The following is a 10602-nucleotide window of genomic DNA, read 5'->3' on the forward strand; positions in this document are numbered from 1 at the left end:
CGCCGGACGGGGGCCAGTTGGTGCAGGTATCGGATGCGGGACTCGTTAGCCCGGAAGCCCGCGGCGCTGCGGCTGTACGCGGCGGCGATGCCAGCCCGGAGTCGGGCCGCCTCGGCCGCGGTGAGCGGTCCGCGTTCGGCACGGTCGGCGAGAACGAGGAGCTGCTCGCGGGTGGGAGGTCGGTCGGTGCGGAGGCCGCGCATCGGGGTGTCCTTCCGTGAGAGGCTGGTCGGGCGCCCGCCGGACTTCGACTCCGGCGGGCGTCCTGCTGTTCAGGCGGCCATTGCGTCGAGGTCGGCGCACAGGAGGCGGCGGTAGCCCTCGACGGCCTGGCGGGTGACGACCCCGTTGCCGAGGATCTTGAGCTGTTGGTTGCGGGGCAGGTCGAGGTCGGTGACCCAGCCGTCGGCGCAGCCCATGAGCCACTCGACGAATCGCGGGGTGAGGCGGCGGTTGCCGCGCGCGCCCGGTTCGCTTGGTGCCGGGGCGGGTCGGCCGGTGATGACGGTCCACCGGTGGATGGCAGGCCCGTAGTCGGCGCCCTCGCTGGTGATCCAGCGGCCCCGTTCGAAGTCCGCGGGGAGCAGCCAGGCGATATCGGTGAGTGTCTTGCCTGCGTTGAACGGCTTTCCGGGTGTGCGCCGGGCGATGAAATTCCGGGTTCCGCGGGCGTCGGCGACGGTCGGCGTCGACATGAGGACTACGCCGTCTTCTCCCGCGGCGCCGGCAGCAGGAACACCACTTCGTCCTCCAGCGTCGGCCCGTGTCCGCCCGCCTTCCGCTTGTCCGGGTGCTGCGGCCCACCGTTCACGCCAAGCTGCGCTGTCGGGGTCTTGAGCAGTGGGATAGGCGATGAGGAACCAGCGGTCCCGCGGGTGCGGGGCGCCGACGGCAGGGTCGCCAGCTCGTACACATGTCCATCGCGCGTCATACCCGATCGCGGCCAGCTCGGCGAGGACTTCGCCGAGGCCCCGCGACCGGATCGCCGCCACGTTTTCCAGGAAGACGAGCCGGGGTCGAATGACGCGAACAGCTTGAGCAACGTTCGTCCAGAGCGCGGAGCGGGCATCGAGGAGTCCTTTCCGGAGGCCGGCGTTGGAGAGGCCCTGACAGGGGAAACCGGCTGACAGGGTGACGATCTGGTGCTGGGCGGCGAGGGCAGCCCAGTCGATCTTGGTGATGTCGCCGAGGTTGACGGCCCGCGGGAAGCGGGCGGCCATGACCTGGGCGGCGTAGGGGTCGTTCTCCGCGTAGACGGTGGTCTTGTTGCCCGTGATCTGCTCGACCGCAAGATCGAGGCCGCCATAGCCGGAGCAGAGGCTGAGATTGATGCTCACCGGGTTACCTTTCGGGGGCGCGGCGGGATGGGCTGATGCCATTCAGTGCCGTCGAGGGCGGCGAGGAGCTGCTGCTGGTGGCGGGTCTTTTCGACGGTGGTCCAGCGGGGCCGGCGGGGGTTGTTGAGGGCGGCGCGGATGCGGGCCTGCTGCTGCTCGGCCGTGGAGGCGGTCACCGGTCGGCCTCATCGGAGGGCAGCGCGTACCCGGCGCGCTCCAGGTCGGTGACGAGGTCGCTCGCGTCCATGCCCTGTCCGTCGTTCACGTCCTCGTACCAGTCGGCGACGATGCGGAGGATCGCGGTGGCCTCAGGGTTCTGCTTCGGGATGGGGATGAGGACGCTGGGGTCGAGGGCGTTCAGCGTGGCGGCCAGGCAGTAGCGGGCGCCGAAGGCCTCGCTTCCGGGGTCCTCGCTCCAGAACATCAGGTCATCGAGGACGGCGAGGGCTCGGCGGGCGTCTGAGATCAGGCGGTCGGTGTCGGTCATGCTGCGGGCCTTCCTGCTTCGGTGTAGCGGGCGGGGTGGACGGGGTTGCTGTCGGGGCATTGGATGCCGTTGTCGTGGCAGGGGGTGCCGGGTGCGGTTTGGCAGGTGGGGCAGACGGCGGTGGCGATGGCGTGGGCGGCCAACCGGGCGGGGCAGGGGTCGAGGCGGACGGTTCGGGTGCGGCCTGCCTTGGTGGTGCAGCGGGCGTTCTCGGCGGCGGCGCAGTGGGGGCAGCGGATGGTGAGCGCGGGGTGCCGGGGCGGGCGGCCGGCACGGAGGGCGGCGGGCATCGGCGCGGAACGCGGGCGGTCGGTCATCGGGGGCCGCCCTGTACGCGTCGCGGCCCGTAGCCGAGCCACGTCGCTTCGAAGGCCCTGGGCCTGGTGCCCATCTCGGTTGCGTACTCGGTGATCGCCTGGCTGAGTGCCGCGCGCCATTGGCGGGGGCCGCGTTCGCCCGCCTGGATGTCACCGAGGATGGGCCGCAGCGGATGGGCCTGGATCTTGATTGCGCCGCGGGTGCTGTGTACGGCGTGCCGGTCGGCGTAGTGGAGCCAGTCGGCTCCGTCGAGTCCGGAGCCGAGCGCCATCTGGTCCATCCGGTCGCCGAGCTGGGGGCCGCCTGAGGTCCAGGCGTACCAGATCCGCACCCCGCCGCCGGGTCGGTGAAACTCGATCCAGAGGAACGTCTCGGGGTCGAAGCCGTCGGTGATGCCGGAGACGGCGGCCTTCTCGACGGGGGTGGTGTCGGTGCTGGGTGTGAGCAGGGTCGCGGTGGTCACGCTGCGTCTCCTTCGGTGTCGACGATCTCGGCGTCGGGGATGTCCTCGTCGGCTTCCTGGCGGGCGAGGTGGCGGGCGGACATCTCCCGGATGCGCTGTTCCTCGGCGGCCCGCTGTTCGGGCGTCTGGTCGGCGCGTCCGCTGGCGGCCCTCAGGCGGGCTGTGTGCGGCTTGGCGCGGGGTTTTCCCAGCGGCTGCTTCTCGGACGTCCCTGGGGCCTTGCACGGCCTGCCTATGGCCGCCTGGCAGGTCGGGCAGACGATGCCGAGCGGGCCGGACCGGCGGACGGTGTCGATGAGTTCGGCCTCGACGGGCCGCTCCTCGTCGTCGACGTACCGGTTTCCTTGCCAGCCGCGGTCTTCGAGCTCGGCCATGAACTGGCGGCTGGGCCCCCCCTCGAGGGCGAGCCGGCCGGTGGGTACCGGAACACGGCCGGAGGCGATGGCCTGGACCTGGCCGCGGTAGCGGGCGAGGTACTCGGCGGTGGACTCGCCCTCGATCGGCTCGTACTGGAAGTTCTCGAGGCGCGTGCTGCGGATCTTGGAGCGGAGGGTCCGCACGTGATGCGGCATGATCCACAACTTCGCTTCGGGATCCTTCGGCGGAGTCTTGTAGTAGGCGTCGACCGCAGCCTTCGCGTCAGCGTCAAGGGGCACGTCGTCCAGGGCGGAGGACCAGGCGACGGCTGCGGCCTGACTGGGCTTGCGGTTGTCGAACGCCGAGCAGTAGCCCAGCAGCTTCGCGGCTTCGTTGGGGTTCACGATGCGGGGTCCTCAGTGTTGAAGGAGTCTGCGATGGCGGCCCAGCCGGCGACGGTGGCGTCGGTGCCGGTGAGGGTCCGGCCGTTCGGGAGCTGGACGACGTTGCCGCGCAGTCGTTGCTCGGCCGCGTACTTGGCGCTGCGGCGGATCCACTTCTGCCACTCGGCATGCCAGTTCGCGCGGCGCTGTCCGTTGGCCCGGAAGTGGTCGACGAACTGTTCGGTCTCGTAGTCCACGTCGATGGAAGGGAAGGTGCCGGCGACCCAGCGGCGTCCGACGTCGCTGACCGCGAATCCGTCGTCGTCGATGGGGGCGTTCGGCGCGAGCCCCTGGGGACCGTAGGTAGAAGACCCCACCCCAGCCATCGCGGTTGTTGGTGGTTCTACTGGAGGTTGATTGGTGGTTACGGCGGCACTGGGTGCGTGACGTCCGGCTTTGAAATGCGTGACGTCACGTACTTCAAGTGCGTGACGGCCGGATTCTGAGTGCGTGACATCCGGTTCGGTCACGGCTTCTGCGTTCGTGACGGTCACGTCGTTCGAGTGCGTGACATGCTTGGCTCGAGAGCGTCGCTTCCGCTCCGCGGCAGCCTCCCGAGAGGCACCCTCCTCCCGCTCCAAGTCCTCCCAGTCGGACTCGGGGCGACGGAGATCCATGGCCAGCTTCCAGCGGATCCGGTCCTGCACCATGCCGTCCTGCTCGATCAGCTTCTCGGCCTCGAGCCGGCGCCACGCTCGCTGAACGGTGCGCCGGTCGTAGCCGGTGCGGTACTGGACGCGGGTCACCGACGGGTGGCAGTTCCTGCCCTTGGAGTTCGCGTGTTCGGCCATGGCCTGCAGGACGTGCCGTGCCGTGGTGTCGGGCTTCCCGGCCGGCGTTCGGAGCATGGGCGCGTGGTCCATGGCCCAGTTCACGGCTTCGATGCTCACGACTTCTTCTCTCTGGCTGCTTACTCGGACGGGGTCTGGCTTGGCAGGTCCACTTGCTGGCCGTTGATGCAGTGCCTCCACCAGCCGGGCCGGCCGGGGATGGCGATGGGCGGCCAGCCGGGTGTGGCGGTGACCTCGTAGGGCGGGGGCGGCTCGGGCTCGGGGGCGATGCGGAGGTGGCTCACGGCAGGCTTCTCTCTGGCTGGCTGTGCGGGTGGTGGGCTAGGCGGCGGTGCCAAGGGCGCTCTGCGGCCCCCTGGGGCCGAGGACCCGGTCGACGTAGGTGCGGTCCTTGCCGAGGCGGATGGCGGCCTCGGTTCGAGTGAGGCCGGCGACGGTGACCAGGAAGGTGGCTTCCTCGGCGAGGAGGTCGGCCTTGCTCAGGCCGTACTCGGGGGTGAAGTGCGGGTCGTCGATGGCGTCGGGGAAGCGCGCCCAGTACTTGGGCGGGGCCCACCGGAGGCTGGCGGCTCGGCGCCTGGCCCGTTTGGCGCTGGCCTTGCTGACTCCGTGCCGCTCCGGGGAGCTGTTTCCCAGCCGCTCGAATGCCAGGCGAACCGAGTGGGCGGTCTGGCCGCTGGTGACTTCCTTCTTCAGGAGGTCGTCGACCCAGCCGGGGTGAATGCCGATGATCGGCCCAAGCCTGACGAGCGGCCATCCGATGGCGGCAAGGGCCTGGATGCGGCGTCGGGTGCCGGTGGCGTCGATGGTGCCGGGGATGATGTCGGCAGTGGTGACAGCCAAGATCCGGGCCGCGGTTTCCGGGTTGGTGCGGCGCTTGCGCGGGCGGCCGACACCGGGGGGCCGGACGAATGACGTGATGTTGGCGGGGTGGTAGCCGAGGTGCTTGGCGAGCTTGGTGGTGCTGATGCCGGCGGCCTGGAGTTGGAGGATGTGCTGCCGGACGGGCTCAGCGTCGACGAGCTTGTTGTAGGTGTTGCCGCGCTTGGCTGCGTGGTGCTGTCGCTGCCATTCGTTGTAGCCGTCGTAGCAGGTGCGGCATTTGCATCCGTGCCACTTGTGACGGGAGAGGCTGCCATGGGGCGGGAGCGGCTTGCTGGTCACTGGGGGTCCTCCGTCCGGTGCTGGCGCTGGTTGGGGAGTTGGGTGGTGCCGCGGGGCGGGTCGGGCCAGATCTCGTACAGCTGGGCGATCTCGAGGGCTTTGCGGGCGGCGGCGAGGTCGCGGCGGACGTCGTCTTCGGTGCGGCGGGTGGTGGTGCTGGCCTGCCATGCGGCCCGGTCGCGGCGGGGCTGGTAGCTGCTGGCGAGGACGAGGAGTGCGCCGACCGCGATGACGACGGCCCAGTCGTAGGCGGTCATGCGACGGCCCTCCGTGCTGCGGCGGTGCCCGTCCACGTCCGGAGGCCGGAGTGGTGGCTCGTGGGCCGCGGGGAGGTCGTCCAGCCAACAGGGCGGTGGTAGCCGGCCTCGCGGATGAGCGTCGCCAGGCGCCCCCACATGTGGCTGTCGGGCGGCTGCGGGAGCCGGTGCCGTTCGGCGACCTCGTAGATGGTGTACGTCTCGCCTGAGGCTGCGGCGGCTATGTAGTAGGGCTCGACCTCGGCGTACCAGGTGTCGAAGTCGTCAGCTATGCGGCGGGGCGGGGTGGGGATGGTTCCGTCGAGGGTGGGCTGCACGGTCATGGCGGTGGTCTCCTCGCGTGCGGATACTGCTGGGTGGGGTCGGCCGCATGGCCCGCGGCCGACCCCCAGGTGCGGGCTACTGGTGGGGGCAGTCCTCGCAGAGGCCGTTGGCGTCCCACGGCCCGTTCGGGTCCTGGCACGGCGGGCACGGTCCCGCGGGGGTGGTGGTGGCCGGTCCGGCCGCCAGCTCGGGCAGGGCGACCCCGGCGAGCTGGCCGTTGCGCCACGCGGCCATCACCTGGTCGCGGCCGGTCTTGCCGAATCGGACGCTGTGGGTGCGGGCGCTGGCAGGGGCGATGCTGACGCCCGGTACGTCGTGGATGACGCCGGTTTCCGGGTCCGCCCACTCCGTGCCGCCCGCTGCGGTCAGCTCGGCTAGCACCTTCTTCTCGAATGCGGGCCGGACGCTGGTGCGGAACTCGCGCTCGATCTCACCGGCGTGGTTCTGGAGCACCCACGCCTTGAACGCGTCCGCATCGGTGACCTTGGCTTCGCTGCTGCCGGCGGTCAGGCTGACCTTGCCGACCTCGATGCCATCGGGGAGCGTGACGACGATCTGGCGGGTGCCGGTCTCCCGGGCGAGGTCGTCGAGCTGCTGCTGTACCTCGGCCCGCTTAGCCTTGTACGCGATGTTGATGACGTCGAGGAGGGTCTTGAGGTACGCCTCCTGCGCGGCGTTGTCACGGAGGCTCATGCGGCACCTGCCGTGCCGTTGAGGAGCTGCGTCATCTCGGTCAGCTGCTGCACTCCGGCCTCGGCGATGGGGAGGCCGTAGGACTGTTCGAAGTCGGCGTCGAGGGTGTCGAGTCCGACGCGGGCGGCGGTGGCCCGGAGCTGCTGCTCGGCCTCGGCCACCGGGTCCGCGAACTCGGCGTCGGTCACCGCGTCGGCCGGGGTCGGCGCCGGCGCGGCGGGTGCCGTCGCCTTGGCCTTGCCCACCTCGGCGATCTGGGCGAGGTACTCGGGGCGAGCGCCCTCAGCCTGCGCGTCCTTCCAGATCAGGCGGACGGTCGCCGCATCGGCGGCCTTTATTGCCTCGTGCAGGTAGTCGCGGCCCCCAGGGGTTAGGGATTCGGCCGGGACGTCGGCGACGGCGGCCTGCACTGTCGCTGCCGGGGTCGCCCACGGGTCTGGTTCCCCCTGCCGGACGACTCGCAGCTGCTGCACCTCGGCGTCCATCGGCAGCCCCTCGGAGTCCACGCGGGCGCCGAGTTCTTCCGGGGTGTAGATCGCGCCGTGCAGAACCTCGGGGCATGCGCCACGGACGCACTCGGCGATGGCTCGGGAGCGGAGCATGGCCCGCGGGTACTTCTCCCAGGACTGCGGCTCGCCCTTGGAGCTGCGGGAGTACGGGCGGTTGTTGCGGATCTCGCAGAGGCCGGCGGTGACCGCGTCGTCCAGCGTCCACTCGATGCGGTTCTCGAACTCCGGGTCGTCGTTGCGCCAGATGCTGACGACGCACGACGTGCTGCTGGGGGTGATGCGGACCCGGTGGCCGGCGCTCCTTGCACGGGACAGCATGAGGTCGGCCGACTGGGTCGGCTTGCCCTTGATCACGTGGATGGTGGTGATGGTGGTGACGACGTCGAGGCCGAGTGCGCGGCCGTATTCGAGGGCCCAGAGGACGGAGGAGGGCTGCCGGCGGTAGGCGTCGGGGAGGAGCGGCGTGTCGGCGAGGGACTCGCAGAACAGCCAGGCGTCGCGGGGGCTCATGGAGCCGAGGGAGAGGGCTCCGCCTGCCGGGTTGGGGTGGGCTTTGACGAGTTCGGTGCTCATCGTGATCCTTCACGAGGGTGTGGCGGGCTGGGGCCCCGGCGTGGGGCCCTCAGCGGTGGTTGGTTCGCCGGGGCGGCCGGTCGGTGCACGGCTGGCCCCGGCGGGCTTTCAGACGCCCGGCACGTGGCTCGGGCTGGTGCTGGCGAACGGCGCCAGGTGGAGCGGCACGACCGGGATCGGCTGCGTCTCGGTGACGGCGGGGTGTGCGGTGAGGGAGGAGACGGCGGTCTGGTTCTGTCGCGTGGCCTCGACCGCCCGGTCCCGTTCGTCCCGGTAGCGGTTGGCCTTCGCGTTCGCCGTGTCCCTTGCCTCCTGCGCCTCGTCACGCTGCCGGCGGAGGTCCCTGCTGCGGGCGCGTTCCTGGTCGAGTTCGGCGCGGAGCCGGGTGACCTCGTCGACCGCACGATGCTGGCCGCGGGCCCGGGTACGCTCCCGGAGGCGGGCTATAACGGGGTGGCTCACCAGGGCACCCCTGCCGGCTCGTCGTCCGTCACGTTCCCGCTGGCTGCGGCCCGGACCGTCGGAACCCACTCCGGTACCGGCAGCGGGTTCTGCCACCGGTTGGCACCGGACTCGGCCTTGTCGCAGACGTCGATGACGGCGTTGAGGCACCGGTTGAGGTAGGCCATCTCCTCGTCGACCGTCGGCTCGTGACCCTCGTACTTCGCCAGCCGGTCAGCCAGCTCCTCGACTCGGCGCTCGGCGATTTTCAGCTCCTCGCGGGTCTCTCCGAGGTCTGCTGTGATGAGGTTGAAGAGGGAGGCGCTGTAGACCGGCTCGGCGCGCGGGCACCGTCGCTCCTGGTTCTCGGGCTTCAGGTACCGCTGGAGGCCGATATGCGCGCTGATGGTGTCGGGCTGGTGGGTGAAGACGAGGCCTTCACCCTCAACCCATTCCCAGTCGTGGTGGGTGCGGGCGTCGTGCGGCTCGTCGGAGTGGTCGCAGTAGTAGCCGATGGGGGCCACCTGGTTTGCGTCGTCAGCCATGGTGGCCTCCGGTGTGGATTCGGTGCCCGAGGGCGATGAGTAGGGCGCCAGTCACGGCGGCAGCAGCGGTCAGCCAGGAGACGCGGCGGAAGGTCACAGGACGCCCCCGATCCGTGCGGCGAACTCCTCGTCGGACTCGACGTAGCCAGCACGGAGCGTCTCCGTGAACGCCGCCGCCGGCTTGACGGCCGTCTTTCGGCGGCGCGGGATCAGCGGCCCGTGGTAGTAGTACGCGTCCGGCAGCGGCAGATCCGGGCCCGAAGCGTCCGAGCTGAGCATCGGCTCCTTCGCCGGCGACCACTCGCCCGTCCACGCCCAGACCACACCGGTCACGTCGACGAACTCGCAGTCCAGGTCGAAGATGACCCCGTCGTGCATGTAGGGAGTCATGCCGCACGCTCCCCGCTGGCGAGCTGCCGCTCACGCCACGCCTTCAGCTCCAGCGCCGCGTCCGCCAGCTCCTGCAGAGCTTCCGGGGAAGCGCCGGACACGTGGACGGAGAGGACCCGGCCGACCTGCAGGCGGGCGAACTCCTGGCCGGCGAAGTCGGTGCCGTACACCGCCTCGACCACGCCGTCGCCGAGGTCGACACCGATCGTGCCGATGATCTGGGTGTCGCTCACGACGCCGCCGCCTTCGCGCTGCCGTCGAGGGCCATGCCGGCCGCCGGGCTGCAAGGGACCGCGCCGACGACGGTCCACTTCGCGACGGTGGAGTCCGGCTCGTAGCCGGTGGAACCCCACTGGTCGGTCACGATCCAGCGGGCCGGGTGCGGCGGCGACGGCCACAGGACCGCGAGGCACTTCCCGGACGGCGAGAGGCGGACCGAACCAATCAGGTCCGGCAGCGCGCTCGCGGGCTCTTTCCTCACGACTGGCCTCCGGTGCGGGTGTAGAAGTGGAAGTCGGGGACGGCCGGGTCGTCCAGCTGGTGGTGCTGCTCGGCCAGCAGGCCGGCCCTCTCGGCAGTGACCACATCCACGTGCTCAAGGACGATGCCGCCCGAATAGCCCTCGACGAGGACGACCAGCGCACCGTGACCGAGAGGCCAGGCCTTGCTGCGCGTGCGGGTGATCAGGACCGTCTTGGGGTCGAAGGCCGGGTGCTTCGGCCGCACCCACGGGTAAGCGACGACCCACGAGCCGACCGGATTGGCGGCGTTCCAGGCATCGGCCGCGGCCTGCGGGGTGGACGCGTCCAGGCGGGCGATGGGAAGGGAGTCGGTGTCGACGGGGAGAACGTCAGCCACGAGACTCACCACCAGCAGCGAGCCGGGCGGCGGCCACTGCTTCGGCCACGTGTACCTGGGTGTCCAGGTGAAGATCCCAGCGGGGTTCGAGCGCTGCCGCGACGGCGTCACGCTCGGCCTCCAGCTCGGCGACTCGCCTTTCGGCCTTCTCAGCGCGCGCCCGCCACCGGGCCTTGCCGGCCTTCTCGTGCTCGATCCGGCCGCGCAGCTCGCGGTCCAGACGGGTGAGGTCAGCGTCGGCCTCTGCCAGGACCTCGGCGCGGTAGGCGTCGAGCAGTCGGGCCGGGCGACGCGGGTCGTCCGCGACCGCCGCGTGGAACAGATCGAGTTCGTCGCGGGCGCTCATCGGGCACCGCCCTGAGACTCGTACCGGGCCAGGGCCTCGCGGTCGTTCATCAGACCGGACCAGTACGCGTAGAACAGCTCGTCGAGCGCGGCGGCCTTCTCGGCCTCCGGCAGCGCCTCGAACGCCAGCCGGCCGATCTCCTCGACCTCGAAACCATCCGGGCACGTCGCCCGCAACAGTTCCTCCGCCTCGTCGAACAGGGACTGGAACGGGGTGACGTAGCCGACCTGGTTCTGACTCATCAGAACGTCGAACTCGTCGGGGGTCTCGAAGCCGGGATCGGGCATGATGTGGGACATCGGTCCT

General features: G+C 70.7%; 21 protein-coding genes. All 21 read right to left on the minus strand.

What is annotated here, in order from left to right; genetic code table 11:
* Window positions 1-272: 272 nt before the first annotated feature.
* Complete coding sequence (locus IF89_RS0111155) at window positions 273-1337, minus strand: DNA cytosine methyltransferase (protein WP_234327721.1); 1065 nt, start codon at window positions 1335-1337, stop codon at window positions 273-275.
* A complete protein-coding gene (locus IF89_RS0111160; protein ID WP_030764848.1) occupies window positions 1334-1513 on the minus strand; it encodes a hypothetical protein in 180 nt (59 codons plus the stop codon). Before IF89_RS0111160 ends, IF89_RS0111155 begins: the two co-directional genes overlap by 4 nt.
* The gene (locus IF89_RS0111165; protein ID WP_030764851.1) at window positions 1510-1824 is read right to left on the minus strand and encodes a hypothetical protein; all 315 of its coding nucleotides are present in this window, start codon (window positions 1822-1824) and stop codon (window positions 1510-1512) included. Before IF89_RS0111165 ends, IF89_RS0111160 begins: the two co-directional genes overlap by 4 nt.
* Window positions 1821-2141 (minus strand): hypothetical protein, encoded by a 321-nt coding sequence (locus tag IF89_RS0111170; protein ID WP_030764854.1) that lies wholly within the window; start codon window positions 2139-2141, stop codon window positions 1821-1823. The genes IF89_RS0111165 and IF89_RS0111170 overlap by 4 nt, the downstream gene beginning before the upstream one ends.
* On the minus strand, window positions 2138-2605 hold the full coding sequence (locus IF89_RS0111175) for a hypothetical protein (RefSeq protein ID WP_030764857.1): 468 nt from the start codon (window positions 2603-2605) through the stop codon (window positions 2138-2140). Before IF89_RS0111175 ends, IF89_RS0111170 begins: the two co-directional genes overlap by 4 nt.
* Window positions 2602-3366, minus strand: a complete 765-nt coding sequence (locus IF89_RS0111180; RefSeq protein ID WP_051806965.1) for a hypothetical protein — start codon at window positions 3364-3366, stop codon at window positions 2602-2604. The genes IF89_RS0111175 and IF89_RS0111180 overlap by 4 nt, the downstream gene beginning before the upstream one ends.
* A complete protein-coding gene (locus IF89_RS41970) occupies window positions 3363-4295 on the minus strand; it encodes a helix-turn-helix domain-containing protein (RefSeq protein ID WP_078628223.1) in 933 nt (310 codons plus the stop codon). Before IF89_RS41970 ends, IF89_RS0111180 begins: the two co-directional genes overlap by 4 nt.
* A gap of 20 nt (window positions 4296-4315) precedes the next feature.
* The gene (locus tag IF89_RS45925; RefSeq protein WP_158717844.1) at window positions 4316-4480 is read right to left on the minus strand and encodes a hypothetical protein; all 165 of its coding nucleotides are present in this window, start codon (window positions 4478-4480) and stop codon (window positions 4316-4318) included.
* A 37-nt stretch (window positions 4481-4517) separates the two neighbouring features.
* On the minus strand, window positions 4518-5360 hold the full coding sequence (locus tag IF89_RS0111195; RefSeq protein ID WP_030764865.1) for a hypothetical protein: 843 nt from the start codon (window positions 5358-5360) through the stop codon (window positions 4518-4520).
* Window positions 5357-5617 (minus strand): hypothetical protein, encoded by a 261-nt coding sequence (locus IF89_RS0111200; RefSeq protein WP_030764867.1) that lies wholly within the window; start codon window positions 5615-5617, stop codon window positions 5357-5359. The genes IF89_RS0111195 and IF89_RS0111200 overlap by 4 nt, the downstream gene beginning before the upstream one ends.
* Window positions 5614-5940: a hypothetical protein gene (locus IF89_RS0111205; RefSeq protein ID WP_030764869.1), complete on the minus strand. Its 327-nt coding sequence runs from the start codon at window positions 5938-5940 to the stop codon at window positions 5614-5616. Before IF89_RS0111205 ends, IF89_RS0111200 begins: the two co-directional genes overlap by 4 nt.
* Before the next feature lie 76 nt (window positions 5941-6016).
* Window positions 6017-6634, minus strand: coding sequence for a hypothetical protein (locus IF89_RS0111210; protein ID WP_030764871.1), 618 nt, complete (start codon window positions 6632-6634; stop codon window positions 6017-6019).
* Window positions 6631-7716: a hypothetical protein gene (locus tag IF89_RS40725; RefSeq protein WP_051806966.1), complete on the minus strand. Its 1086-nt coding sequence runs from the start codon at window positions 7714-7716 to the stop codon at window positions 6631-6633. Before IF89_RS40725 ends, IF89_RS0111210 begins: the two co-directional genes overlap by 4 nt.
* Window positions 7717-7824: 108 nt before the next feature.
* The gene (locus IF89_RS0111220) at window positions 7825-8178 is read right to left on the minus strand and encodes a hypothetical protein (RefSeq protein ID WP_030764874.1); all 354 of its coding nucleotides are present in this window, start codon (window positions 8176-8178) and stop codon (window positions 7825-7827) included.
* Window positions 8175-8702, minus strand: a complete 528-nt coding sequence (locus tag IF89_RS0111225) for a hypothetical protein (protein ID WP_030764876.1) — start codon at window positions 8700-8702, stop codon at window positions 8175-8177. Before IF89_RS0111225 ends, IF89_RS0111220 begins: the two co-directional genes overlap by 4 nt.
* 93 nt (window positions 8703-8795) lie before the next feature.
* A complete protein-coding gene (locus IF89_RS0111230; RefSeq protein WP_158717845.1) occupies window positions 8796-9092 on the minus strand; it encodes a phiSA1p31-related protein in 297 nt (98 codons plus the stop codon).
* Window positions 9089-9325, minus strand: coding sequence for a hypothetical protein (locus tag IF89_RS0111235; protein WP_030764881.1), 237 nt, complete (start codon window positions 9323-9325; stop codon window positions 9089-9091). The genes IF89_RS0111230 and IF89_RS0111235 overlap by 4 nt, the downstream gene beginning before the upstream one ends.
* Entirely contained in the window at window positions 9322-9573 is a 252-nt protein-coding gene (locus IF89_RS0111240) for a hypothetical protein (protein ID WP_030764883.1), read from the minus strand. Before IF89_RS0111240 ends, IF89_RS0111235 begins: the two co-directional genes overlap by 4 nt.
* On the minus strand, window positions 9570-9950 hold the full coding sequence (locus IF89_RS0111245; protein ID WP_030764885.1) for a hypothetical protein: 381 nt from the start codon (window positions 9948-9950) through the stop codon (window positions 9570-9572). Before IF89_RS0111245 ends, IF89_RS0111240 begins: the two co-directional genes overlap by 4 nt.
* Window positions 9943-10296 carry a hypothetical protein gene (locus tag IF89_RS0111250; RefSeq protein ID WP_030764888.1) on the minus strand — a complete coding sequence of 118 codons (354 nt, stop codon included), beginning with the start codon at window positions 10294-10296 and terminating at the stop codon, window positions 9943-9945. The genes IF89_RS0111245 and IF89_RS0111250 overlap by 8 nt, the downstream gene beginning before the upstream one ends.
* Window positions 10293-10595 (minus strand): hypothetical protein, encoded by a 303-nt coding sequence (locus IF89_RS0111255; protein WP_051806967.1) that lies wholly within the window; start codon window positions 10593-10595, stop codon window positions 10293-10295. Before IF89_RS0111255 ends, IF89_RS0111250 begins: the two co-directional genes overlap by 4 nt.
* Window positions 10596-10602: the final 7 nt, after the last annotated feature.

The organism is Streptomyces sp. NRRL F-2664 (assembly GCF_000719345.1).
In the GTDB taxonomy this organism is placed as follows: domain Bacteria; phylum Actinomycetota; class Actinomycetes; order Streptomycetales; family Streptomycetaceae; genus Streptomyces.

Coding starts and splice junctions, on each gene's coding strand:
- IF89_RS0111205 (WP_030764869.1), bottom strand. CDS start 5,940: ATGACCGTGCAGCCCACCCTCGACGGAACCATCCCCACCCCGCCCCGC.
- IF89_RS0111225 (WP_030764876.1), bottom strand. CDS start 8,702: ATGGCTGACGACGCAAACCAGGTGGCCCCCATCGGCTACTACTGCGAC.
- IF89_RS0111250 (WP_030764888.1), bottom strand. CDS start 10,296: ATGAGCGCCCGCGACGAACTCGATCTGTTCCACGCGGCGGTCGCGGAC.
- IF89_RS40725 (WP_051806966.1), bottom strand. CDS start 7,716: ATGAGCACCGAACTCGTCAAAGCCCACCCCAACCCGGCAGGCGGAGCC.
- IF89_RS0111165 (WP_030764851.1), bottom strand. CDS start 1,824: ATGACCGACACCGACCGCCTGATCTCAGACGCCCGCCGAGCCCTCGCC.
- IF89_RS0111200 (WP_030764867.1), bottom strand. CDS start 5,617: ATGACCGCCTACGACTGGGCCGTCGTCATCGCGGTCGGCGCACTCCTC.
- IF89_RS0111210 (WP_030764871.1), bottom strand. CDS start 6,634: ATGAGCCTCCGTGACAACGCCGCGCAGGAGGCGTACCTCAAGACCCTC.
- IF89_RS0111170 (WP_030764854.1), bottom strand. CDS start 2,141: ATGACCGACCGCCCGCGTTCCGCGCCGATGCCCGCCGCCCTCCGTGCC.
- IF89_RS0111230 (WP_158717845.1), bottom strand. CDS start 9,092: ATGACTCCCTACATGCACGACGGGGTCATCTTCGACCTGGACTGCGAG.
- IF89_RS0111255 (WP_051806967.1), bottom strand. CDS start 10,595: ATGTCCCACATCATGCCCGATCCCGGCTTCGAGACCCCCGACGAGTTC.